Below are 23,946 nucleotides of genomic sequence, written 5' to 3' on the forward strand. Positions count from 1 at the left end.
TGGTACTGCAGGGGGGACCCTGTGGGAGAGTAGGACGCCGCCGAACTAATTTTGGGGAATCCCCCGTGCTTTTGGGCACGGGGGATTTCTGCGTTTAGGGTCGAAGTATGCGCTACGACCTGGTCATCTTCGACAACGACGGTGTGCTCGTGGACAGCGAGCCCATTTCCAACCGGCTGCTCGCGGACTATCTCACCGAGCTGGGACATCCGACCTCCTACGAGGACTCGCTGCGGGACTACATGGGAGCCGCCATGCATCGCGTGCACGATCTGGTGGCGAAACGGACCGGGCAGCGGCTGCCGGACGACTTCGACGACGTCTTCCACACGCGCGTGTTCGCTGCGTTCGAGCGGGAGTTGAAGCCGATAGGCGGGGCCGTCAGTGTGCTGGAGAAACTGGCCGCGGACGGAGTGCCGTACTGTGTGGCGTCCTCCGGAAGTCATGAGCGGATCCGGGTGGGCCATCGGACGACGGGGCTCGACCGGTGGTTCGACCAGTCGCGGATCTTCAGCGCGCAGGATGTGGGGCGCGGGAAGCCGGCCCCGGACCTGTTCCTGTACGCGGCCGAGCGGATGGGGGTCGCTCCCGGGCGGTGTGTCGTCGTGGAGGACAGCCCGCTGGGCGTGCAGGCGGCCGTCGCGGCCGGGATGGACGTGTACGGGTTCACCGCCATGACGCCACCGGAGCGGCTCGCCGGGGCCGGTCGACTCTTCTCCGACATGGGGGAGTTGCTGGACCTGCTGGTATGACCCCGGGCGCGGTCCCCGTCCCGCTCGCCGGACAAAGGTGACGGAAATTCAGCTTTGGCGGGATCTACCCACCGGTACCGCGGGGCCCTACTCTCGCGGCCATGACAGATGTGCTGCGGCACGGCAGGGCTTCGTTGGCGTTCGGCTTCTTCGCCCAGGGCGTCGCGTTCGCCCTGCTCGTCACGCGCATCCCGGCCATGCAGGACCGTTACGGCATCTCCGACGCGTTATTGCCCGTCTTCCTGGCGGCCGTACCGATCCTCGCCGGAGTCGGCAGTGTCGGCACCGAGCAGCTGGTGAAGCGGATACGGCCCAGCCGGCTGCTGCGCTGGTCGCAGCCCGTGGTGCTGCTTGCGCTGCTCGGGGTCGGGGTAGGCGACCGGCTGGTCGTGCTGGTCGTGGCGCTCGCGGCGTTCGGTCTGGCCGTCGGTGCGCTGGACGCCTCGATGAACATGCTCGGGGTGAGCCTGCAGCGGGCGTACGGGCGCAGCATCATGCTCGGTTTCCATGCCGTGTACAGCCTGGGCGGGATAGTGGGGGCCTCGCTGGCCTGGGTGGGGGCGCACTGGGAGCTGGCGCTGTGGGTTTCGTACCTGCCGGTCGTGGTCGTGCTGTTGCCGGCGGTTCTGGTGGGGAGCCGGTGGTATGTGGACGGTGAGCCTGCGCCGGTGGCGGACGGGCAGGGGGAGGCGGGCGGCGGGAGCGTGGTCTTCAGGCTGCTGCTTCCGCTGTGCCTGGTGATGACCTTCGCGTACATCGGGGACTCGACCGTCTCCAACTGGAGCGCGAAGTACCTGAAGGACGTGCTGGGGAGTTCGGAGCAGCTGTCGACCGTTCCGTACAACGTGTACATGGTGACCACCTTGGCGGGGCGGGCCATCGGGGATCTCGGGGTGCGGCGGTTCGGGGCCGTCGCGGTGGTCCGGGTGGGGGCGCTGGTGGCGGCGGCCGGGTTCGCGGTGGTGGCGGTGGCGTCGGGCGCCTGGGTCGGAATGCTTGGGTTCACGCTGCTGGGGCTGGGCCTGTGCGTGCTGGTGCCGCAGACGTTCGCGGCGGCGGGCCGACTGTTTCCGGGAGCTTCGGACGCGGCCGTCGCCCGGCTCAACATCTTCAACTACGTGGGTTTTCTGATCGGTTCGCCGTTGGTGGGGGCGCTCGGTGACGCCTGGAGCTATCGCGGGGCGATGCTCGTGCCGATGGTGTTGGTTTTGGTGACGCTCGTGTACGCCAGGTCGTTCGAGGCGAGATCGGACCGATACGGTGGCGAGCATGAGCGGCCGCACACAGCTGATGTGGGACGAGGCAGTAACGGGCTATGACTTTGGCCCGGGCCATCCGATGGATCCGGTCCGGCTGGCGCTGACCCGGAAGCTGGTCGGTGCCTTCGGGCTCGATCGTGAGGTGGACGTCGTCGCGGCGGAGCCGGCGGGGGACTCGACGCTGCGGCTGGTCCACCGGGAGGACTACATCGAGGCGGTGAAGGCGGCCTCGGCCGATCCCGCGGCGGCGGACGAATCGTACGGCCTGGGGACCCTGGACGATCCGGCGTTCGCCGGGATGCACGAGATGTCGGCGCTGATCGCCGGCCAGTCGGTGGCGGCCGCGGAGGCGGTGTGGCGCGGGGACGCGCCGCACGCGGTGAACTTCACGGGCGGGCTGCATCACGCGATGCCCGGGGGTGCCTCCGGGTTCTGCATCTACAACGATGCCGCGCTGGCGATCGCGCGGCTGCTGGAGATGGGTGCCGAGCGCGTCGCGTACGTAGATGTGGACGTGCACCACGGGGACGGGGTGCAGACGGCGTTCTGGGACGATCCGCGGGTGCTGACGATCTCGGTGCACGAACATCCCCGGACCTTGTTCCCGCAGACCGGGTGGCCGCAGGAGACCGGGGCGGAGACGGCCGCGGGGTCCGCCGTGAACCTGCCGCTGCCGGCCGGGACCGGGGACGAGGGATGGCTGCGGGCGTTCCACGCGGTGGTGCCGGAACTGATCGCCGACTTCCGGCCCGAGGTCCTGGTGACGCAGCACGGGGCCGATACGCACTTCGAGGATCCGCTGGCGCATCTGGCCGTCTCGGTGGACGCGCAGCGGGCGGTGCAGGTGGCATGCCATGAGCTGGCGCATGCGCACACGGGCGGCAAGTGGGTCGCGCTCGGCGGGGGCGGGTACGACGTGGTGGGTGTCGTGCCGCGTTCGTGGACGCATCTCGTGGGGATCGCGGCGGAGCGGCCGGTAGAACCGGAGGCGTTGATTCCCGAGGAGTGGCGGCAGGAGGTCTACGCCCGTACCCGGCAATTGGGTCCGATGCGCATGACGGACGGGCGCTGGCCCGTGTCCTGGGCGCACTGGGAGCAGGGGTACGATCCGGCCGACCGTCTGGACCAGGCCGTCCTGGCGACGCGGCGGGCGGTGTTCCCGATGCGGGGGATGCTGGCCTGAGGGTTCGCCGGGCGCTGCGCTGCCGGATCCGGACACGGTCCCGCGCCCCTTCGGGGCCGGGGTGACGGCTCGGCGTTGGGCCATGCGTGGGGTCTTGGGGGGAAAGCGTCCCGGCGGGGGGTGTGGTCCGTCAGGATCACATGGGTGTTGAGCCCCGGAGTCCTCCGCGCGCATCTGCTGGCCGCCCGTCTGGCCGGGCCGGTGGCCACTTCACGGGAGTCGAGCCTGCGCAGTTATCGGCTGTTCGCCGCTCGTGATCCCCGCGTGCTGATCGGGATCGATCCTGAACTGGCCTGGGGACAGAGTGATTTGATCGAACTCATGGCCAAAAGATGTGGGGTTTCGGCGGATCCCCAGCACACATCCGGTCATGATGTGATTGACCCGGAACTGACGCTGGCCGCGCTCGACGCCTTCGCGGAGCGCATCGCGGTCGTGGCCCGGCACGGTGCCCCGGTGCTGATCGGCACCGGGCACCCGCACCGCCTGCTCGGCTTCTACGCCGCCCTGGCGGACGCGCTGTCGGCGGCGGGATGTGACGTTCTCACCCCCGCGCAGGGTCACTGTGTCGACATAACGACCCGGTTCGGACTACGCACGTACAACCTTGATTACGTACGGGGAGTCGCGCTGGTCCGTGATCCCGGAGCCGAACACCCCGGTTGTGAGCCCGGCGCGCACACGCACTCCCCCCTGCCGGTTCGGACCGTGCTGGCCGCTGCCGCGGAGGCCGGCGGGCCGCTGCCCGAGCTGGTGATCGGGGACCACGGATGGGTCTGCGGAGCAGGTCAACTGGGGTTCGAGGCCATGGGCCTGGCCGACACCGACGACCCCGCGCTGTTCGTGGGTGAGGCGGAGGGGCGCGTGTCCGTCGTCGTTCCACTTGATGACGCTGTGCGGTCTGCTTACTACCGTCCGCTTACCCGCTACGTACTCAATCGAGCGTGTCTGTCACGGTAGGCCGCCGATGGGTGCACCTCTTCCCCACTCGCATCACCCGCATCTAGTCTGGGGAGTGAGCACGCAGCGACGAAGAGTCACCGGAAGGGGAAGCCGGTGGCCGTCGAGTGCGGAAGGTTCAGGTGTGTCATGGCTGCTGGCGAGAGGCCTCTGAACGAGGTCGTATTCCTTACCGTGGCGGAAGTCGCTGCGGTGATGCGAGTGTCGAAGATGACCGTGTACCGGCTGGTGCACAGTGGTCATCTGCCCGCGATCCGGGTGGGGCGGTCCTTCCGCGTCCCGGAGCAAGCGGTACACGAGTACCTCCGCGAGAGCTACGTGGGGGTTGAAACGGCCTGACAGCGGCCCCGGGTGACCGCCCGGGGCACCTCGATTACGACCTCAGCCCGCGGGCGGGTAGGCTAGCCCCTTGTAGGTCGTATGGGCCCATGGCGCCCAGCACCGAGTGATGAGAAGTGAGCGAGGGTAGTCGTGGGCTCTGTTATCAAGAAGCGGCGTAAGCGGATGGCGAAGAAGAAGCACCGCAAGCTGCTCAAGCGCACGCGTGTTCAGCGTCGTAACAAGAAGTAAGGTTCGGCGCGAGCCGCGAGAGCTGTGAATGTGGCCCCCCATCCGGAGTGATGTGGGGGCCACAGGCATATTCCGACCCGGGGAAATTCGGCCACCTCCTGCACCAGGTGGCCATGGCAGCGCCACGTCCACCCGCTAAGTTGGCTCGAACAGAGGGACATGCGGAAGAAAGGCGCTGATTTTGGGCAAGGTCGTGCTCGTGACCGGCGTGGCCCGGCAGCTGGGCGGTCGTTTCGTGCGGCGGATCCTGCGTGACCCCGAGGTGGACCGGGTGGTCGCCGTGGACGCGGTGCCGCCCGAGCATCACCTCGGCGGGGCCGAGTTCATCCAGGCCGACATCCGGCAGCCCGGCATCGCGCGCGTCCTCGCCGAGACGGCCGCCGACACGGTCGTGCATCTGGACGTGACCGGCATGGCGCTGGGCAGCGGCAGCCGGGCCACGGTCAAGGAGACCAACGTCATCGGCACCATGCAGCTCCTCGGTGCCTGCCAGAAGTCGCCGGCCGTGCGGCGTCTGGTCGTCAAGTCCAGTACGAACGTGTACGGGTCGGCGTCCCGTGATCCCGCCGTGTTCACGGAGACCACCCCGGCCAAGTCGCTGCCCAGCGGAGGCTTCGCCAAGGACACGGTGGAGGTCGAGGGGTACGTACGGGGCTTCGCGCGACGGCGGCCCGACGTGGCCGTGTGCGTGCTGCGGTTCGCGAACATCCTGGGGCCGACCGCCGACACACCGCTGGCCGCGTACTTCTCGCTGCCGGTGCTGCCGACCGTGTTCGGCTACGACCCGCGGCTGCAGTTCGTGCACGAGGACGATGTGATCGAGGTGCTGCGGATCGCCGCGCACGAACCGGCCCGGTCCACGCTCAACAGCGGGACGTTCAACATCGCCGGTGACGGCGTGCTGCTGCTCTCGCAGTGTTCCCGGCGGCTGGGACGGCCCACCGTGCCGCTGCTGCTGCCCGCGGTCACCTGGACCGGCTCCCTGGTGCGTACGCTGGGTATGACGGACTTCTCCCCCGAGCAGATCCGGCTGCTCACCCACGGCCGGGTCGTGTCGACGGTGCAGATGCGGGAGACCCTCGGCTTCCGGCCGAAGTACACGACCGCGGAGACCTTCGCGGACTTCGCCGGCAGCCGCGGACCCGGGCTGCTGTCGCCTCAGGCCCTGGCCGGGGCCGTCGACCGGATCGCCGCGCTGTCCCTGCGGGGCAGCGGCCACCATCCGACGCAGAGCGCCGATTAGCGCCGATCGAGGAGCGCAGCAACCATGGCGGACGCCAAGGTCATTCCGTTCGACGACGACCGCTCCCGCGGCTCTGCCGGGTCGCGGCCCGCGCGGCGCCGGGGCACCGCGGGCCGGCGCTCGGGCGAGCCCGCGGGGGTGGGTGAGGTCCAGGCCCTCCCGGGACGGCCGGCGACCCAGGATGATGTTCCCGTGACCCAGGAGGAACAGCCGCAACAGCAGCCGCCGGACCGGGGCCTGGACCAGCGCGTCGCGAGCGGCCTGGCCTTCCTGCGCCGCCGGCTGACCGGTGACTACGACGTCGACGACTTCGGCTACGACGCGGAACTGACCGACCAGCTGCTGATGTCGCTGCTGCGCCCGGTGTACGAGAAGTACTTCCGGGTCGAGGTGAAGGGCATCGAGAACATCCCGGCCGAGGGCGGCGCGCTGATCGTCGCCAACCACTCCGGGACGCTGCCGCTGGACGGGCTGATGATGCAGGTCGCCGTGCACGACCACCATCCGGCCGGGCGGCATCTGCGGCTGCTCGCGGCCGACCTGGTCTTCGTGCTGCCGCTGGTCAACGAACTCGCCCGCAAGCTCGGCCACACCCTGGCCTGTGCGGAGGACGCCGAGCGGCTGCTCGGGGCCGGTGAGCTGGTCGGGGTGATGCCGGAGGGTTTCAAGGGCATCGGCAAGCCGTTCGGCGAGCGCTACAAGCTCCAGCGGTTCGGGCGGGGCGGCTTCGTCTCCACGGCGCTGCGCACGGGTACGCCGATCGTGCCCTGTTCGGTCGTCGGGGCCGAGGAGATCTATCCGATGATCGGCAACGCGCGGACCCTGGCGCGGCTGCTGGGCATTCCGTACTTCCCGCTGACGCCGACCTTCCCGTGGCTGGGCCCGCTGGGCGCGATTCCGCTGCCGACGAAGTGGACGATCCAGTTCGGCGAGCCGATCCCGACGGACGGCTATCCGCCGGAGGCCGCGGACGATCCGATGCTGATGTTCAACCTGACCGACCAGGTCCGCGAACAGATCCAGCACACGCTGTACAAGCTGCTGGTGCAGCGGCGGTCGGTGTTCTTCTAGCGGCGTGACCGGGCGCTCGTGCACCCGTGCTCCCGTGTCATGGGTCGGGGCCGTAGCAGCCGCGCATCATGATGGTGGGGCCCCTGGAATTCGCCCTGGGAGGGGCCCCACCATCATGTCCGTACCGCCTAGTTCGCGTTGTCGCTGTCGATGCCCAGGCCGGGCAGCAGGCCCGGTAGCAGCGGCGGGAGTGTCACGTCCGGCTCGCTGGTGGGGCTCTTGCTGGTCGGCGGGGAGGTGCTGCCGCTGCTCTTGGGCGGGTCGAACAGGCCGCCCGTGGTGCCCCCGAGCAGACCGTCCTGCGTGCTGCCGGTGGCCTGGTCGCTCGGGCTGCTGCTGGAGCCGCGGCCGGCGGAGGGTCCGCTGCCCGCGGAGGGTGTGGACGAGCGGTGGGTGCCGGCGGAGTGCTCGGACGCGGAGCCGGAGCCCTGACGCGACTCTTCGCCGGTCCTGGCCGGGGACTGCGGGAGCAGCGACTGGAGCGGCCCGACCTCTTCGTCTATGGCGTCGAACACCGAGGAGACCTGGTCGCTGACGTCCCCGAGCTGGACCGGGAGCCTGTCGCGCAGCGCGCCCCACATCTCCCGGTGGGAACGCGAGAAAGTGGACAGGGCCTGGATCGGGCCCAGCGAGTCCGGATCGCGCTCGTACGCCTCGTGCAGCAGCCGGTGGCCCTCGGTGACGTCGTGCTGCATGCCCGACAGGGTGCGGCGGATCTCGCCGATGGATTCGTGGTCGAGTCGGCCGCCCCGGTCCCGTTCGAGCAGCCGCCGGGCCTCGCTCAGGCGGGTCGACGCCTGGTCGAGATAGGTCTGGCCGCGCTCGTCGTTCCCATCGCTGAGGTAGTTCAGCTTGAAGTCCTCGATGCCCCGCTTGAGGCCGTACAGCGAATCGCCGGGCAGTGCGCCGGAGCTGGCGGCGGCGACGCCGCCGAAGGCTCCGGCGGCCACTCCGACGCTGAGTCCACCCGCGGCCAGCCCCTTGGACAACCGGGAACGCGGTCGCAGCTTGCCCAGCGGACTCGCCCGGTGCGCCCCCTTGGCCCGGTGCCCCCTCTGCTGGGGCACCGAAGGATCAGCCGCCCCGGGCACGGTGCCCTCCTGCAGCATGGCCTCCATGGCGGCCACGAGCTGGGCCCGCTGGACGGCCTTGACCTCCGGGTCGAGCTGCGGCCTGGGCAGTGCACCGAGACCCGCGGCGAGGGTCAACAACTCGCCCTGCTCCGGCCGTTCCGCTGCCGGGGCGGGTGCCTCGGGCTGCTCGGCCGCCGTGTCCCGGGCGGACTGCTCCTCCAGGGCCTGGGCGAAGGCGTTCGCCCGCCGGTGTGCCGATACGTTCGCGATCACTGGCGGCACCTCCTCTCGTCATGACGGTCGACTCCCCAGGGGGTCCTGAGGGTTGCACGCCCATGACCACTTCCACACGATCAGGGGCGGCCAGGACGTGACCACAGGGAGCCTGTATCCCGCACAACGAATGGCGCGGCACTTGGGTTACGGACGGCGGATGATCGGCTGGGAAAGTCAACGGGCTGTCACCGACAGTGAGTTGGCCGCCGCGTACCGTGGCGGCGGCCGGTCGGGTGTCAGCGTGCGTCGTCCGGCAGGAGCCGGGCGAGGGTGCGTACGGCCCGGTACTGGAGGGTCTTGATGGCGCCCTCGTTCTTGCCCATCACCCGGGCGGTCTCGGCGACGGAGAGGCCCTGGAGGAAGCGGAGCGTCACGCACTCCTGCTGCTGGGGGTTGAGCCGCCGTACGGCGTCGAGCAGGGCCGCGTTGGAGAGGGACTCCAGGACGGAGTCCTCGGGGGAGCGTTCGACCTCGTTGGCGTCGAGCATCTCGCCGGTGGTGACCTCCAGCCGGAAGCGGCTGGACTTGAAGTGGTCGGCGACCAGGTTGCGCGCGATGGTGACCAGCCAGGCGCCGAAGTCGCGGCCCTGCCAGGTGAAGGTGCCGATGCGGCGCAGGGCGCGCAGGAAGGTCTCGCTGGTGAGGTCCTCGGCGGTCGCCTTGCCGCCTACCCGGTAGTAGATGTAGCGGTACACGGTGTCGCTGTACTGGTCGTACAGGCGGCCGAAGGCGTCGGCCTCGCCGGCCTGGGCGCGCTCGACGAGGTCCATCATCCGGGCGCTGTCGCTGTCCGCGGCCGGCCGGCGGGCGGTGGTCGCGCCGGCCGCGCGTCCCCGTCTGCCCGCCGCCCGGCCGTCACCCGAGCGCCGCCCTTCGACGACGGCGCTGCGCGCCGGGCCCTGCTCGATGCCGTCGGCGAGTGCGTAGCACGGGCCTACGGGGGCGGCGGCGAAGGCGGGTACGGCGTACGCGGTGGGGACGAAGCCGCGCAACAGTTCCTTGACCGTTGCGCGCAGCGTAGCCAGGCCCGAGGCGTCAACCCCGACGTGTGGGTACACGGGACTCCCAGAGGCAGAGCTTCCATCACGTGCAGTGCGGGACCTTTCACCCGTCGTAGCGACGGAGGGGTACCGGTTTGCGTCTGAGGAGAATAACGCTTCGTGCAGGCACTGCTACGCCCAGTTGCTCAAATCATCGATTACGTCGCTTCTGTAACCGATTGACGACCTACCAAGTATCGACGGGTGACCGCTTGTTGATCAGAAAGGTCCGCGTTTCGGCGGAGTGGGGGGCGTGTTGGGCAACGTGGGGCATCATGCGGGCGTCGGGGGCCGACGGTCGTGTCGCAGGGGATGCCGATACCGTCCGTGTCCGCCGGAGCGGCCCGCGCGGGTCGTCGCCGCCGGCCGCCGGTGGATGTCCGCAGCCGCGGTAGCGGTCGCTCGCTGCCGGCGGGTCTCCCGCCGCTAGCGCCGGCGCCGGTGCAGTGCGATGGCCGCGGCCGTGCCGCCCGCGACCGCGCCCACGCCCGCCGCCGCCGGGATGCCGACCTTCGCCGCCTTGCGGCCGGTGCGGTAGTCCCGCAGGCGCCAGTCCTTCTCGCGGGCGTGCTTGCGCAGCTTGCTGTCCGGGTTGATGGCGTAGGGGTGGCCGACCAGGGACAGCATCGGGATGTCGTTGTGCGAGTCGCTGTACGCGGCGCACCGGGCGAGGTCCAGGCCCTCCGCCGCGGCCAGCGCCCGGACCGCCTCCGCCTTGGCCGGGCCGTGCAGCGGCTCGCCGACCAGCTTGCCGGTGTAGATCCCGTCGACGGACTCGGCGACCGTGCCGAGCGCGCCGGTCAGGCCGAGCCTGCGGGCGATGACCGTGGCGATCTCCACCGGTGCCGCCGTGACCAGCCACACCCGCTGGCCCGCGTCCAGGTGGGCCTGGGCCAGTGCCCGGGTGCCCGGCCAGATGCGCTCCGCCATGTACTCGTCGTAGATCTCCTCGCCGATCGACTGCAGCTCGGCGACGCGGTGGCCCTTCACGATCGACAGCGCGGAGTCGCGGGCGTCCTGCATGTGCTCCGGGTCCTCGACGCCGGCCAGCCGGAACCACGCCTGCTGCCAGGCGAACCTGGCGAGGTCGCGGGTCTCGAAGAACTTCCGCTTGTACAGCCCCCGGCCGAAGTGGAACAGCGCGGCGCCCTGCATCACGGTGTTGTCCAGGTCGAAGAAGGCCGCGGCCTTGTCGTCGCCGAGCACGGGGAACTCGGGTTCCGCCGCAGCTCCGTCCTGGGCGGCACGGGCGTCCTGGACGTCCTGGGTACCTGGGACGTCCTGGGAGGACTTGCGCGCTGCCTCCGCCGAAGCCTCGCCTGCCAACACGCTCCGCGCGGTGGCGGAGCGCCTACGGGGAGTGAGCCATCCGAGAGCGGCCATGGCGTGAGCATAGCCAGTTTGTTCGGTGCTTCCGGAGCCGAGAGGACGGGACGGTGTGAACTCTCCGCGACCGAGCCGTTGAACGAACGAGCCGGAAGCCGGTCCTGAGGTGGCCGCGGACGCGCGAGAATGGCCGGTATGAGTCCCCTCTTCCGCAGGAAGCCGCCCGCCCCCGAGACCTCGGCCCCGCCCGGGCGAGGGGGACCCCCGGGCACGCTCCCTGCCGCGCCCGGCCGGGACGGAGCGACGGTGCGGGACCGGCGCGTCACCCTGATCCGCAAGCCCGGGTGCCATCTGTGCGACGACGCGCAGGCCGTGATCGAGCGGGTGTGCGGGGAGCTCGGCGTGCCGTGGGAGTCGCGGGACATCACCGAGGACGCGCGCCTGCACGAGCAGTACTGGGAGCAGATCCCGGTCGTGCTCGTCGACGGGGAACAGCACACCTTCTGGCGGGTGAACGAACAGCGGCTGCGGACGGAACTGACCGGCTAGTCCAAGTGGCTCCGAAAGTCGCCTAGGATCGAGCAGGTTCGGTCTCGGGGGCGGGATTCTTCAAGGAGTGTGTGCGATTTTGCCCCTATCGCGGGAAGAACGTCGATGCAGGTCCGCCGGTTCCATACGGCCGTGCCGGGGGCGCGTGACCCCGGTCACGTTGGCTGGACAAATCGGACACAATCTTTGTGCACGCGTTCACAAAGACATAGCCTGCTATCGACGGGGCGGTCGGGGAACGTATGGCCGCCCGCAGCCCCGCGCTACCCGCAGGAGCACCGTGGCAACTGGCCGAACTCACCGACCGGCGACCCGAAGCCGAGGGATTCCCGAGGCCACCGTCGCCAGGCTTCCGCTGTACCTCCGCGCCCTGACGGCGCTGTCCGAGCGTTCGGTACCCACGGTCTCCTCGGAGGAACTGGCCGCCGCCGCGGGGGTCAACTCCGCCAAGCTGCGCAAGGACTTCTCCTACCTCGGTTCCTACGGGACCCGGGGCGTGGGGTACGACGTCGAATACCTCGTCTACCAGATCTCCCGTGAACTCGGCCTGACCCAGGACTGGCCGGTCGTGATCGTCGGTATCGGTAATCTCGGCGCCGCGCTGGCCAATTACGGCGGGTTCGCCTCGCGCGGTTTCCGGGTCGCCGCGCTCATCGACGCCGACCCGGCGATGGCGGGCAAGCCCGTCGCGGGCATGCCCGTCCAGCACTCCGACGAGCTTGAGAAGATCATCAAGGACAACGGCGTGTCGATCGGTGTGATCGCCACCCCCGCGGGTGCCGCGCAGCAGGTCTGCGAGCGCCTGGTCGCCGCCGGCGTCACCTCCATCCTGAACTTCGCGCCGACCGTGCTGACCGTCCCGGACGGCGTCGACGTACGCAAGGTCGACCTCTCCATCGAGCTGCAGATCCTCGCCTTCCACGAGCAGCGCAAGGCCGGTGAGGAGCCCTCTCCCGACGGTGCCGCCCCGGCCGCCGCCGCCCGCAAGGAGACCACCGACCAGGGGCCCGACGGGGACGTACCCGCCGTGATGCCGGCATGAGCCTCTTGGTCGTCGGACTGAGCCACCGCAGCTCCCCGGTCAGCGTCCTGGAACGGGCCGCGCTCACCGCGGAGGCCCAGGCCAAGCTGCTCCAGGACACGGTCGCCGCGGAGCCGGCCGCCGAGGCCGCGGTGCTCGCCACCTGCAACCGGATCGAGCTGTACGCGGACGTGGACAAGTTCCACGCCGGTGTCGCCGAACTGTCCACGCTGCTCACCCGGCACAGCGGGGTGGGCCTGGACGAGCTGACCCCCTACCTCTACGTGCACTACGAGGACCGGGCCGTCCACCACCTCTTCTCGGTGGCCTGCGGGCTGGACTCGATGGTCGTCGGCGAGGGCCAGATCCTCGGCCAGATCAAGGACTCGCTGGCCAGGGCGCAGGAGCTGCACACCGCGGGCCGGCTGCTGAACGACCTGTTCCAGCAGGCCCTCAGGGTCGGCAAGCGCGCCCACTCCGAGACCGGCATCGACCGCGCCGGGCAGTCCCTGGTCAGCTTCGGGCTGGAGCAACTGGCCGCGGGCACGGCCGTGCCGGACTGGGCCCGCGGGAAGAAGGCGCTGGTCATCGGCGCGGGCTCGATGTCCTCGCTGGCCGCGGCCACGCTCGCGCGGGCCGGTGTCGCCGAGGTCGTCGTCGCCAACCGCACCGTCGAGCGCGCCGAGCGCCTCGCGCAGATCCTCGCCGCGGCCGGTGACACGGACGTGGTGGCCCGCGCGGTAACGATGGACGCGGTGCCGGCCGAGCTGGCCCGGGCCGACGTCGCCGTCTCGTGTACCGGCGCGACCGGACTCGTGCTGACCGCGGAGACCGTCGCCGCCGCCGTCGAGGGCCGCGAGGCCGGCCCGGACGCGCCCCGCACCGAGTCCGCCGCCGACGTCCGTACGGCGGCCACGGCCACCACCGGCACGACCGCTCCGGCCGGACCGCAGGCCGGCGGCGACCGCGACGACGAGAACTGCCCGCTCGACCTGGCCACCATGCCGGGCACCGCCGCCTTCTCCGTACAGGGCGAGGCGGCCGTGGCCGGCATGGCGGCAGCCGAGCTGGAGCAGCACGCGGTCTGGGTCGACCAGGGCGACGCCGCCGAGCGCGCACCGCGGCGGCCGGATAACGCGGCCGACGCGGTCGACGACGCCGGCGCCATCGCCGCGCTGGCCGCCACCGTCGCGGTGACCGGGCGTGTCCCGGAGCGCCGCAAGCCCGAACCGGTGCCCGCGGTCCCGCGTCCGGCACCGGCCCTGTACGTCCTCGACCTCGCCATGCCCCGCGATGTCGACGCCGCCGTGCACCGGCTCGCCGGAGCGCGGCTGGTGGACATCGAGTCGCTGGCCGAGGCGTCCGCGGACGCGCCGATGGCGGCCGACGTCGAAGAGGTCCGGCGGATCGTCTCCGACGAGGTCGCCGCCTTCGGGGCGGCGCAGCGGGCCGCGCACATCACGCCCACCGTGGTCGCCCTGCGCACCATGGCCGCCGACGTCGTCGCGAGCGAGATCGCCCGGCTCGACGGACGCCTGCCCGGCCTGGACGAACGCCAGCGCGGCGAGATCAGGCAGGCCGTGCACCGGGTGGTCGACAAGCTGTTGCACGCGCCGACCGTTCGGGTCAAGCAGCTCGCGGCGGAACCCGGCGGCGCCGGGTACGCGGACGCGCTGCGGACCCTGTTCGACCTCGACCCCGAGACGGTGGCCGCCGTCTCCCGGGCCGACGGCGGCGCAGACGAGAAGAACCGAGGGCCGGTATGAGCAAGACAGCGGCGCTGCGGCTGGGGACCAGGCGGAGCAGACTCGCCATGGCCCAGTCGGGTCAGGTGGCGCAGACCGTGCGCCGGATCACCGGGCGCCCCGTGGAACTGGTCGAGATCACCACGTACGGGGACACCTCGCGCGAGCACCTGGCGCAGATCGGCGGCACGGGAGTGTTCGTGGCCGCCCTTCGCGAGGCGGTGCACCGGGGCGAGGTGGACTTCGCCGTGCACTCGCTGAAGGACCTGCCGACCGCGCAGCCCGCCGGGCTGGTGCTGGCCGCCGTGCCCGTGCGTGAGGACCCGCGCGATGTGATCGTCGCCCGGGACACGCTGAAGTTCACCGACCTGCCCCGCGGGGCACGCATCGGCACCGGCTCGCCGCGCCGCATGGCCCAGCTGAACGGGTATGCGCGCGCCCACGGGCTGGACATCGAGATGGTCCCGATACGGGGGAACGTCGACACCCGCATCGGATACGTGCGCGGCGGCGAGCTGGACGCGGTCGTGCTGGCCGCGGCCGGCCTGAGCCGTCTCGGCCGCATCGACGAAGTGACCGACTTCCTGTCGGTCGACACGGTTCTGCCCGCCCCCGGCCAGGGGGCCCTGGCGATCGAGTGTGCCGCGGACGACGCGGACCTGATCGCCGTGCTCGGCGAACTCGACGACCCGTTCACGCGGGTCGCCGTCACCGCCGAACGTTCTCTGCTCGCCGCCCTGGAGGCCGGTTGCAGCGCCCCGGTGGGCGCACTGGCCGACCTGCTGGCCGACGGGCAGTTTGTCAAGGAAATGCGCCTGCGGGGCGTCGTCGGCACGACCGACGGTTCCCGCATGGTGCAGTTGTCCACCACCGGTCCCGTGCCCGAGACTGACGACCAGGCAATGGCGCTCGGTCGCGAACTCGCCACCGAGATGCTTGCGCAGGGCGCGGCCGGTCTGATGGGGGAGCGAGCACATTGAGCCCCACCAACCTTCCCGCCGCCGGCCCTGAACACGGTCACGTCACCTTCCTGGGTGCCGGACCCGGGGATCCGGGACTGCTGACTCTGCGCGCCGTGGAGGCGCTGGCGAACGCGGACGTACTCGTCGTCGAGCACGATGTGCTGGACGTGGTCCGTACCCACGCCAGACAGGGCGTCGCCGTTCTGCGCGTCGATGCGGACCCTTCCGCTGACACGCGGCCCGGTCCGGGCACGTCTCAACGAGCGGTTGTTGACGGTGTGTCAACAACCGCTGCGGTCCCGCCGACGCGGGATGCCGCTCATCTTGTCATGGAGGCCGCACGGGGCGGCAGGCGGGTCGTGCGTGCGGTGTCCGGGGACCCCGGGCTCGACACGTACGCCGCCGAGGAGATGCTGGCGTGCGCCGCCGCCGGGGTGCCCTTCGAGGTGGTCCCCGGTGTCGCGGCCGCGGTCGGCGTGCCCGCGTACGCGGGGGTTCCGCTGCGGGACGCGCAGGGCGCGGACGTCCGGTTCGTGGACGCCCGGACCGCCTCGGACCGGTGCTGGACCGAGGTGGGCGCCTCGGACGGCACGGTCGTCGTCTCGGCCTCGCTGGACTCGGTCGCCGCGGCCGCCGGTGAGCTGGTGGCCGCGGGCCGCAAGCCGGACACGCCGATGACGGTGACCGTCGCCGGTACGACGACCCGGCAGCGCACTTGGACCGCCACCCTCGGCACCGTCGCGCAGATCCTGAAGCAGTCGAAGGCGCTGCCGTCGCCGGACGGCGGCCGGCCGGTGATAGCCGTGGTCGGTGAGCGTTCCGCCGCCGCCCTGCGCGACCAGTTGTCCTGGTTCGAGTCCAAGCCGCTGTTCGGCTGGAAGGTCCTCGTGCCGCGGACGAAGGAGCAGGCGGCGTCGCTCTCCGACCAACTGCGCTCCTACGGGGCGGTACCGCACGAGGTCCCGACGATCGCCGTCGAGCCGCCGCGGACGCCCCAGCAGATGGAGCGGGCCGTGAAGGGCCTGGTGACCGGGCGGTACGAGTGGATCGCCTTCACCTCCGTCAACGCGGTCAAGGCGGTGCGGGAGAAGTTCGAGGAGTACGGGCTCGACGCGCGTGCCTTCGCGGGGATCAAGGTCGCCGCGGTCGGGGAGCAGACGGCGAAGGCGCTGGTCGCCTTCGGCGTGAAGCCGGACCTGGTGCCGAGCGGCGAGCAGTCGGCCGCGGGTCTGCTGGAGGACTGGCCGCCGTACGACCCCGTCTTCGACCCGATCGACCGGGTCTTCCTGCCCCGGGCCGACATCGCGACGGAGACCCTGGTCGCCGGGCTCATCGAGCTGGGCTGGGAGGTCGACGACGTCACCGCCTACCGGACCGTGCGGGCCTCGCCGCCGCCGGCGGAGACCCGGGAGGCGATCAAGGGGGGTGGCTTCGACGCCGTTCTCTTCACGTCGTCCTCCACGGTGCGCAACCTGGTGGGTATCGCGGGCAAGCCGCACAACGTGACCGTGATCGCGTGCATCGGTCCGGCCACGGCGAAGACCGCCGAGGAGCACGGCCTGCGGGTGGACGTGATGGCTCCGGAGCCGTCCGTGCACCGGCTGGCGGAGGCGCTCGCGGACTTCGGGACGAAGCGGCGGACGGCGGCACTGGAGTCCGGTGATCCGGTGACGCGGCCCAGCGAGCGGCGCCCGGGGGCACGCAGGCGGCGCAACTCCGGCTGACGGCCGCACTGTCCGGGCACGGTTCGCCGTATGGCGTCGGCAACTGGCCGGCGTGATACGGCGAACCGTTTCTTTCTGGGCACCGGCCGGACGACATGACCTCACGGCCGCGGAACTGCATGATCCGCAAAGACGTCTTCTTCTGGGAACGGTGTGACACCAGAAGGAAGGCAGTCAGTCTTGAGTGACGCGAAAACACGTCTGTCCCGTCGCGCGCTGCTGGCGCTCGGAGCCGGCGCGGGACTGGCCGCTGCCGTGCCCGCGAGCGCGCATGCGACCGCGAGTGCGAAGGCGACCGCAGCGGAAAGGGGTACCTCGTCGGGTCAGAAGGAGGTCCTGCGGCAACTGGCGGACCTCGAACGCAACCATGCGGCCCGGCTCGGCGTGTTCGCCCGGAACACCGCCACCGGACGGACGGTGCTCTACCGGGCGGACGAACGCTTCCCGATGTGCTCGACCGCCAAGACCCCGGCCGTCGCCGCGGTCCTGCGGGACCTCGACCGGGACGGCGAGTTCCTCGCCAAGCGCATCCGGTACACCGAGCAGGACACCACGGGCGCGGGCTACGCCCCCGTCACGGGCCTGCCGGAGAACCTCGCGAACGGCATGACCGTCTCCGCGCTGTGCGCCGCGGCCATCGCCTACAGCGACAACGCCGCGATGAACCTCCTGCTGCGCGAGCTGGGCGGACCGGCCGCGGTCACCCGGTTCTGCCGGTCCATCGGGGACCGGACGACCCGGCTCGACCGGGTCGAGCCCGAGCTGAACTCGGCCGAGCCGTGGCGGGTGACGGACACCAGCAGCCCGCACGCCATCGGAGAGACCAACGCCCGGCTCGTGCTCGGCGACGCGCTCACCCCCGCCGACCGTGAGCGGCTGACCGGCTGGATGCTGGCCAACACCACCAGCGGCCAGCGCTTCCGCAAGGGCCTGCCCGCCGACTGGGCACTGGCCGACAAGACCGGCACCGGCGACTACGGCACCACCAACGACGTCGGCATCGCCTGGACGCCGAAGAGGCAACCGGTGGTGCTGGCCGTGCTGTCCACCCAGCCGGCCGCCGACGCGGCCGCCGACGAACCGCTGGTCGCCGAGACCGCCGCGCTGCTCGCCGCCGCGCTCGGCTGACGGAGGCCCGGAGCGGCACACCTCCCGCGCGGACCGGGCGTCCGGGGGCGCGGGAGGCCGCGCACGGCGGTGGGGTGCAGTTAGCCGGTCAGCCGCAGGTCGTCGTGCCAGGTGGGCACCTGCCCTGCGCCACGGCCAGGCACAGCAGTTCCGCATCCGACAGCTCCGGACCGCCCGATCCGGCGACGAGGCGGCACGTGGTTGTCGGTGAACACGTACAGGGCCGCCGGAGGGGCGTCCAAGCCGGAAGTCACGGTTCAGTCGCGGGCGATGGACTGTTCGATGAGTGCCACCGTGGCGCGGGGATCGTCGACCTCCATGACGAGGCGGTCGTAGCTTTCGGCGTCCGCGAGTTCGATGACGACTGCCTTGTCCGGGTTTTTGACGTCCCAGAAGAGGCGTTCACCGTCGCGTCGGAAGCGGCCGGCGGTGATCACACCGGGGAAGTGGGTGCCACCGACGCGGATGCCCTTCGGTTCGCGTGCCATGCCGGGGTCGTGGGTGGCGCCACGCACGTGCATGAGGGGGATTTCCAGGCGGCTCTTGAAAGTCCAGAGCTTGTCGAGGCCCTGGAATTCGGCGGTCAGCAGGGCGCGTTCGCGGTCGATGGAGATCAGGGCCATGTCAGTGCTCCTTGGGGGCGGTCGGCTGGGCGCGCAGGCGCAGGCGGGTACCGAGGACGGTGCAGGCGAGTTGAGGGGCGGCGTCACCGTGGGACGGGCGCAGGGCGTCCTCCAGCGCGGTGATGCCTTCCGCGACCAGCGCGGCAACCTCTGGGTCGTGGGGGGCGCGTTCGGCGGCGGCAAGGAGGAGAAGTCCGGCAGCAGGGCCGTTGTCGTACGAGCCGATGGCTGCTGTCAGTGCCTGCGTGGGGTCGGTGAGGGTGGCGATGGCGGCGCTGGCCGGGTGGATTTCGTGGTCGAGGTGGTTGCGCAGGGCGGTCAGATGCAGGCCCCGTTTGGAGCCGAAGACCTTGTAGAGACTGCCTCGGTGGATGCCTGTGGCGGTGACCAGGTCGTCCACCGAGGTGCCCTCGTAGCCGTGGGTGGCGAAGAGGGCGGCCGCGGTACTGACGGCCTGATCGGTGTCGAAGGCGCGGGGTCGTCCCATGCCCCTGACCCTAGACGATTAAAGAATGATCGGTCAAGAACAAGCGTTCTTTTACGGGAGGCGCAGGGAGGCCGACCGTCCGGGGGTACGGGGTGCCGACTGTGTGTCGGACCGGCCGTCGGGGCGCGGGAGGCCGACTGCGCGTCGGCAAAAGGGGCGCCGGGGCGGGCGTAGCGTAGTTGTCATGACGAAGTACGGATCCTTCCCCGGTACGCGTCCCCGGCGCCTGCGCACCACCCCCGCCATGCGCCGGATGGTCGCCGAGACCCGGCTGCACCCGGCGGACTTCATCCTGCCCGCGTTCGTACGGGAGGGCGTCGCCGAGCCGGTGCCGATCGCGGCCATGCCCGGTGTCGTGCAGCACACCCGGGACAGCCTCAAGAAGGCCGCCGCGGCGGCGGCCGAGGCGGGGATCTCCGGGATCATGCTGTTCGGGGTGCCCGAGGACGCGAAGAAGGACGCCGTCGGGAGCGCGGGGACCGACCCGGACGGGATCCTCCAGGTCGCGATCCGGGACGTGCGGGCCGAGGTCGGCGACGATCTGCTCGTCATGTCCGACCTGTGCCTGGACGAGACCACCGACCACGGGCACTGCGGGGTGCTCGACGCACAGGGCCGCGTCGACAACGACGCCACCCTGGAGCGGTACGCCGAGATGGCTCAGGTGCAGGCCGACGCCGGCGCCCATGTGGTGGGGCCGAGCGGGATGATGGACGGCCAGATCGGTGTCATCCGGGACGCGCTGGACCAGATCGGGCGGGAGGACGTGGCCGTGCTCGCCTACACCGCCAAGTACTCCTCGGCCTTCTACGGGCCGTTCCGGGAGGCCGTCGCCTCTTCGCTGACCGGCGACCGGCAGACGTACCAGCAGGATCCGGCCAACTGGCGCGAGGCGCTGCGGGAGCTGGCGCTCGATCTGGAGGAGGGGGCGGACATGGTGATGGTGAAGCCGGCCGGGCCCTACCTCGACATCCTGGCCCGGGTCGCCGACGCGGTGGACGTGCCCGTCGTCGCCTACCAGATCTCCGGCGAGTACTCGATGGTCGAGGCCGCCGCGGAGAAGGGCTGGGTCGACCGGGACCGGGCGATCACCGAGACGCTGACCGGCATCAAGCGGGCCGGGGCCCGCACCATCCTCACCTACTGGGCCACCGAGGTCGCGCAGCGCCTGCGCTGACGGTCCGTCCAGGGGCCGGCGGCCGGACACCGGACGCGCGCCGGGCCGCACCCGGCGCACCGTGCCCGGCTCCGCACGCCGGACGACGGTCGGCAGGGCGTCCGGGGGGTGTACGGGGGTCGTACGGCGTTGTCGTACGGCGTTTCTGACGGGCGGGCGTTCACCAGTCGATGGCGTCGTGGGAGTTCTGCTGCCAGAAGCTGACCTTCAGCGAGCTGTCGTAGTACACGCCGTCGGCCGGCAGCTTCACGATCGCGGACGCGCCGCCGGTGCTGTTGGGCGTCTTGCCCTGGAAGGCGATGGTGAGCTTGTGGCTGGTCGTGCCGCCGTCGCCCTCGGGGGACTGCAGCATGACGCCCGCGTAACCGGATTCACCCGGTGCGAGGGTCACCACGGCCTGCGGCCGGGTGGCCTCTTCTCCCTGCGGCGCCCACTGCATCTCGTCGAAGCGGAGCACCGGGTAGTACGGCATGTCGCAGTACTTCGAGCCGGTGTTCTTGACCGTGATGAGCATGCGGTTGAGCGGGCGGGCCACCGGTTCGGCCTTGACCTGGGTGTTGGCGCCGTTGCACAGGACGCGGTTCGCCGGGTCCCACGGCTCGGAGGCGCTGCCCGAACCGGACGACGACTTCGAGCCGGCCGACGAGCCCGAGCCGGAGGACGAGTTCGAGCCGGAGGACGAGCCCGTACCCGAACCGGAGTTGCCGCTCTGCTCGGGGTTGCCCTTGCCGGCGGCCGACTTGGTGGAACCGCCGCTCTGCCCCTGCGGCGTCGAGTGGACCGAGGCGCCGGCCTGGGCGGAGGCGGCGAACGACGCTCCCTCGTCCCGCATGCCGGTGCCGTCGTTGCACGCCGTGAGGGCGAGGGCGGCGACCGCGACGCTTGTCGCGGCGCACAGCCGGGTGCGGGAGCGGGCGGAGCGGGCGATACGGAACGTGCGCATGTCTGCATCCTTTGCGGGAGACGGAGACCGGGCGCCGCTCGTTGGGATGTTGGGATGCCGGGAGCGGCTGTGGACACGGCCACACTCTGTGCGATGATCCGTCCCGGCCGCCAGACACCACGGTCAATCAGGGACACTGGAACGGCCGCACCGGCTCTGACCTGAGAAAACGACTCATTCCTGGAACGGCGGAATGGGATACCGGGGAGGGAGGGCACCGTGTCGGACGGTACGTACGGACCCGATTTCGCGGAACTCCTGCGCACACTGAAGGAGCGCTCGCAGCTCAGCTACGGGGTGTTGGCGAGGCGGCTTCACATGAGCACGTCGACGCTGCACCGATACTGCAACGGGGATGCCGTACCGACGGACTACGGCCCGGTCGAGCGTCTGGCCCGGCTGTGCAAGGCCACGCCCGAGGAACTCGTCGAACTGCACCGGCGCTGGGTGATGGCGGATGCGGTACGGGGGAAGAAGCCGGCGGCGCCGGCGGAGACCAGGCCGGACCCGGGGGAGAGCGCCCCGAGCACGGCGGGGGAAGCACAGACCGCCCCGGACGCGGCGGAGGCTGCTTCGGGGGCCGCGGAGACTCCTTCGGGGCAGGCGCGGCCTCGCGCGGTGGAGGCCCGCGCGGTGGAGGGGCAGGCCGTCCCGGCGGACGCGGCAGCCCCGGCTTCGCGCCCGGGCGCGACTGCGCCCGGTCCGGACGCAGTCGACGCCGCAGCGTCCGGTCCAGGCGCCGTGGACGCCGCGGCGCCCGGTCCAGCCGCCGTCCCGTCCGGCGCCGACGCGGTGGAGAACGACGTCCACAACGTCCCCGGGGACCTGTCCATCGCCCGTCGGCCCGCTCCTGCCGACCGGCCCCGCCATTCCCGCCGCACCGCCGTGCTCGCCGGTGTCGCCGTCGCCGCGGTGCTCGGGGCCGTCGCGCTGACCCTGAATCTGGCGTCCGGCGGGAAGCACGGTGACGACGGCCGCAGCCCTGTCGGTGCCGCCGCGCCCGACCACGTCTCCGCGCCGCCGACCAGTGCCTCGCCCTCGCCCTCGGCCTCCGCCTCGAAGAAGCCCAAGCCCGGGGAGAAGACGTCGCCGCCCGTCTCCGTCTCCGCGACCCCCGGCCCGACCGGCGACGCGCCCGCGGGCGCGGGCAAGACGGACGCCGGGCCGCTCCTCACCGTGAACACCAGGCCGTACACCTGGGAAGACCCCTGTTCCCAGCACTACCTGATCGACCGGCCCGCGACGGACGTCGGTCCGCCGCCGGTGGAGCAGGACGCGCCGGCCTGGGTGGCGGCGTACAAGGCGGTGTCGGCCGGGGAGCAGTTGCTGACGGTGACGGTGCAGGGCACCGGCGCGGACACGGTGGTCCTCGACGGGCTCAAGGTCCGGGTGGTCGGCAGGGACGCGCCGTTGGCCTGGAACGACTACGCCGTGGGCGTCGGCTGCGGCGGCAATGTGCCGACCCGTCCCTTCACCGTCGCCCTCGATGCCGCGCGGCCGGTCGTGGTGGCCGGCTCGGGGCAGCGGGACTTCCCGTTCAAGGTCAGCGAGTCGGACCCGGAGGTCTTCCGGATCACCGCGCAGGCGTCCGCGTACGACGTGAGCTGGTACCTGGAGCTGGCCTGGTCCAGTGGCACGCGCAAGGGCACCCTGGTCGTCGACGACAACGGGAAGCCGTTCCGGACGAGCGGCAACAACGGGCGTCCGAGGTACGACTTCCCCATCGGCGCCGAGAAGTGGGAGAAGCCGACCGACGCCTCCTGAGCGCCGCGGGGCTTCGAAGGCCGTCCGGTCCAGCGACCGTCGGTCCGACGATCGCCCGGTCCAGCGACCGGGCGGGGACGGCGACCGGGCAGGACGGCGGCGCCCGTTCCCGCACGGTCGCTCGGCAGCGTCGTGGGCTCAGCGGCGGCGGGGTCTCGCCGGCTGAGCGGGGTCCGTCAGTCCCACCAGAAGGACCAGGCGCGTTCGCCGATCAGTTCCTCGGCGTAGGTACTCAGGCCGGCCGGCCCGCTCTGGGTGATGTTGTCCGGGCAGAACGCGAAGTGCTCGGCCGCCAGCACCTCGGCGTCGGCCAGGTCGGCGGGCGGTGCGGCCACGGAGACGACCAGCGTGTCGAAGCCGAGGGCGACCACGCGTATGCCGAAGCGGTCCTCCCACGAGCGCAGGACCGCACAGAGCCGGGCCACGTCGTCCTCGTGGTTGACCGGTCCCGACCAGCCGATGGCGGCGGGGATGTCGGCGGAACGGCGGGCCGGGACGAGGGCCAGATGCGGATCCTTGAACCCGGCGGGGGCCCGACCGCCCGCGTCGGCACCGCTCAGGAGGTCGGCGACCTGCGCGGCGCAGGAGCCGGGTTCGACGGTGAGCGACCCGGCGGGGGCGAACCCGGGCCAGTCCGCCTCACCGGACGCGCCCCCGGCGTCCCCCCGCCCCGCGTCCTCCTGCCCTTCGTCCCAGTGCTCCGCGAGCACGTCCTCGGCGTCGTGGTCGCCCGGGTACGAGGTGTGCGCCGGGGACAACTGCCAGTGCTCCGGGCCGCCTTGGGAATCGCCCAGATCGAGGAGCACGGGCAGCAGGCCCACGCGACCGGCCGGTGTGCCCAGCGCCGCCCAGCTGCCGGGCGTGGCCGACTTCTCGGCGTGCCACAGGAGGGGCTCCGGCCACGGCCCGTCGTCCGTTTCGTGGATCAGCCTCCCGGGCGGGAGCTGGAGCCCGAGGGAACGCCCGCTCGGGTCGGCCGCCAGCTTGGGCAGCGGGTTGGGAAGAGTCGCCATGCGGGTGACTGTAGAGGCAGGGTCTGACAACACCGCGGGAGCCTCGGGCAGACACGG

General features: G+C 71.4%; 23 protein-coding genes. 16 read left to right on the plus strand and 7 right to left on the minus strand.

Annotated elements, in window-relative coordinates:
• The first annotated feature begins 107 nt into the window (after positions 1 to 107).
• From ACFYPJ_RS06840 to ACFYPJ_RS06875, 8 genes are all read left to right on the plus strand, one after another.
• Positions 108 to 752, plus strand: coding sequence for an HAD family hydrolase (locus ACFYPJ_RS06840; protein ID WP_389011650.1), 645 nt, complete (start codon positions 108 to 110; stop codon positions 750 to 752).
• A 101-nt stretch (positions 753 to 853) separates the two neighbouring features.
• On the plus strand, positions 854 to 2,071 hold the full coding sequence (locus ACFYPJ_RS06845) for an MFS transporter (RefSeq protein ID WP_389011653.1): 1,218 nt from the start codon (positions 854 to 856) through the stop codon (positions 2,069 to 2,071).
• Positions 2,022 to 3,194 (plus strand): acetoin utilization protein AcuC, encoded by a 1,173-nt coding sequence (locus ACFYPJ_RS06850; RefSeq protein ID WP_389011656.1) that lies wholly within the window; start codon positions 2,022 to 2,024, stop codon positions 3,192 to 3,194. The genes ACFYPJ_RS06845 and ACFYPJ_RS06850 overlap by 50 nt, the downstream gene beginning before the upstream one ends.
• Before the next feature lie 144 nt (positions 3,195 to 3,338).
• On the plus strand, positions 3,339 to 4,154 hold the full coding sequence (locus ACFYPJ_RS06855; RefSeq protein ID WP_389011659.1) for a phosphatase: 816 nt from the start codon (positions 3,339 to 3,341) through the stop codon (positions 4,152 to 4,154).
• A gap of 129 nt (positions 4,155 to 4,283) precedes the next feature.
• Positions 4,284 to 4,493, plus strand: coding sequence for a helix-turn-helix domain-containing protein (locus tag ACFYPJ_RS06860; protein ID WP_067299677.1), 210 nt, complete (start codon positions 4,284 to 4,286; stop codon positions 4,491 to 4,493).
• A gap of 132 nt (positions 4,494 to 4,625) precedes the next feature.
• Positions 4,626 to 4,724, plus strand: coding sequence for a 30S ribosomal protein bS22 (locus tag ACFYPJ_RS06865; RefSeq protein ID WP_003948845.1), 99 nt, complete (start codon positions 4,626 to 4,628; stop codon positions 4,722 to 4,724).
• A 181-nt stretch (positions 4,725 to 4,905) separates the two neighbouring features.
• Entirely contained in the window at positions 4,906 to 5,967 is a 1,062-nt protein-coding gene (locus tag ACFYPJ_RS06870; RefSeq protein ID WP_389011662.1) for an NAD-dependent epimerase/dehydratase family protein, read from the plus strand.
• A 24-nt stretch (positions 5,968 to 5,991) separates the two neighbouring features.
• Positions 5,992 to 7,038 (plus strand): lysophospholipid acyltransferase family protein, encoded by a 1,047-nt coding sequence (locus tag ACFYPJ_RS06875; protein ID WP_389011665.1) that lies wholly within the window; start codon positions 5,992 to 5,994, stop codon positions 7,036 to 7,038.
• A 128-nt stretch (positions 7,039 to 7,166) separates the two neighbouring features.
• On the opposite strand, the gene ACFYPJ_RS06880 is transcribed toward ACFYPJ_RS06875, so the two are convergent.
• From ACFYPJ_RS06880 to ACFYPJ_RS06890, 3 genes are all read right to left on the minus strand, one after another.
• Positions 7,167 to 8,384: a DUF5667 domain-containing protein gene (locus tag ACFYPJ_RS06880; RefSeq protein ID WP_389011667.1), complete on the minus strand. Its 1,218-nt coding sequence runs from the start codon at positions 8,382 to 8,384 to the stop codon at positions 7,167 to 7,169.
• Between the two features lie 239 nt (positions 8,385 to 8,623).
• Positions 8,624 to 9,445, minus strand: coding sequence for an ECF subfamily RNA polymerase sigma factor, BldN family (locus ACFYPJ_RS06885; protein WP_389011670.1), 822 nt, complete (start codon positions 9,443 to 9,445; stop codon positions 8,624 to 8,626).
• Positions 9,446 to 9,853: 408 nt separating this feature from the next.
• On the minus strand, positions 9,854 to 10,810 hold the full coding sequence (locus ACFYPJ_RS06890; RefSeq protein WP_389011673.1) for an HAD family hydrolase: 957 nt from the start codon (positions 10,808 to 10,810) through the stop codon (positions 9,854 to 9,856).
• A 129-nt stretch (positions 10,811 to 10,939) separates the two neighbouring features.
• Here ACFYPJ_RS06890 and ACFYPJ_RS06895 point away from each other — a divergent pair, with 129 nt between their 5' ends.
• The 6 genes from ACFYPJ_RS06895 to bla all read left to right on the plus strand — a co-directional run bounded on the left by ACFYPJ_RS06895 (position 10,940) and on the right by bla (position 17,882).
• The gene (locus ACFYPJ_RS06895) at positions 10,940 to 11,302 is read left to right on the plus strand and encodes a glutaredoxin family protein (RefSeq protein WP_389011676.1); all 363 of its coding nucleotides are present in this window, start codon (positions 10,940 to 10,942) and stop codon (positions 11,300 to 11,302) included.
• 280 nt (positions 11,303 to 11,582) lie between these two features.
• Positions 11,583 to 12,344, plus strand: coding sequence for a redox-sensing transcriptional repressor Rex (locus ACFYPJ_RS06900; protein WP_389011679.1), 762 nt, complete (start codon positions 11,583 to 11,585; stop codon positions 12,342 to 12,344).
• Positions 12,341 to 14,089, plus strand: a complete 1,749-nt coding sequence (locus tag ACFYPJ_RS06905; protein WP_389011682.1) for a glutamyl-tRNA reductase — start codon at positions 12,341 to 12,343, stop codon at positions 14,087 to 14,089. The genes ACFYPJ_RS06900 and ACFYPJ_RS06905 overlap by 4 nt, the downstream gene beginning before the upstream one ends.
• The gene (hemC, locus tag ACFYPJ_RS06910; protein WP_389011685.1) at positions 14,086 to 15,048 is read left to right on the plus strand and encodes a hydroxymethylbilane synthase; all 963 of its coding nucleotides are present in this window, start codon (positions 14,086 to 14,088) and stop codon (positions 15,046 to 15,048) included. The genes ACFYPJ_RS06905 and hemC overlap by 4 nt, the downstream gene beginning before the upstream one ends.
• Positions 15,045 to 16,754 carry a uroporphyrinogen-III synthase gene (locus ACFYPJ_RS06915; protein ID WP_389011688.1) on the plus strand — a complete coding sequence of 570 codons (1,710 nt, stop codon included), beginning with the start codon at positions 15,045 to 15,047 and terminating at the stop codon, positions 16,752 to 16,754. The genes hemC and ACFYPJ_RS06915 overlap by 4 nt, the downstream gene beginning before the upstream one ends.
• 180 nt (positions 16,755 to 16,934) lie before the next feature.
• Entirely contained in the window at positions 16,935 to 17,882 is a 948-nt protein-coding gene (gene bla / locus ACFYPJ_RS06920; RefSeq protein WP_389011691.1) for a class A beta-lactamase, read from the plus strand.
• 257 nt (positions 17,883 to 18,139) lie between these two features.
• On the opposite strand, the gene ACFYPJ_RS06925 is transcribed toward bla, so the two are convergent.
• Entirely contained in the window at positions 18,140 to 18,505 is a 366-nt protein-coding gene (locus tag ACFYPJ_RS06925; RefSeq protein ID WP_389011693.1) for a hypothetical protein, read from the minus strand.
• A 1-nt stretch (position 18,506) separates the two neighbouring features.
• Positions 18,507 to 18,992, minus strand: coding sequence for a TetR/AcrR family transcriptional regulator (locus tag ACFYPJ_RS06930; RefSeq protein WP_389011695.1), 486 nt, complete (start codon positions 18,990 to 18,992; stop codon positions 18,507 to 18,509).
• A gap of 184 nt (positions 18,993 to 19,176) precedes the next feature.
• Between ACFYPJ_RS06930 and hemB the strand changes: the two genes are divergently transcribed.
• Entirely contained in the window at positions 19,177 to 20,169 is a 993-nt protein-coding gene (gene hemB / locus ACFYPJ_RS06935) for a porphobilinogen synthase (RefSeq protein ID WP_389011698.1), read from the plus strand.
• Positions 20,170 to 20,329: 160 nt separating this feature from the next.
• Here the strand turns inward: hemB and ACFYPJ_RS06940 are convergent, their stop codons facing one another.
• Positions 20,330 to 21,112 (minus strand): DUF4232 domain-containing protein, encoded by a 783-nt coding sequence (locus ACFYPJ_RS06940; protein ID WP_389011701.1) that lies wholly within the window; start codon positions 21,110 to 21,112, stop codon positions 20,330 to 20,332.
• Positions 21,113 to 21,331: 219 nt separating this feature from the next.
• Between ACFYPJ_RS06940 and ACFYPJ_RS06945 the strand changes: the two genes are divergently transcribed.
• Positions 21,332 to 22,876 (plus strand): helix-turn-helix domain-containing protein, encoded by a 1,545-nt coding sequence (locus ACFYPJ_RS06945; protein WP_389011703.1) that lies wholly within the window; start codon positions 21,332 to 21,334, stop codon positions 22,874 to 22,876.
• 176 nt (positions 22,877 to 23,052) lie between these two features.
• Here ACFYPJ_RS06945 and ACFYPJ_RS06950 read toward each other — a convergent pair whose 3' ends face one another.
• On the minus strand, positions 23,053 to 23,889 hold the full coding sequence (locus ACFYPJ_RS06950) for a DUF4253 domain-containing protein (RefSeq protein ID WP_389011706.1): 837 nt from the start codon (positions 23,887 to 23,889) through the stop codon (positions 23,053 to 23,055).
• Positions 23,890 to 23,946 lie beyond the last annotated feature (57 nt).

The organism is Streptomyces sp. NPDC006012 (assembly GCF_042871185.1).
GTDB lineage: Bacteria > Actinomycetota > Actinomycetes > Streptomycetales > Streptomycetaceae > Streptomyces.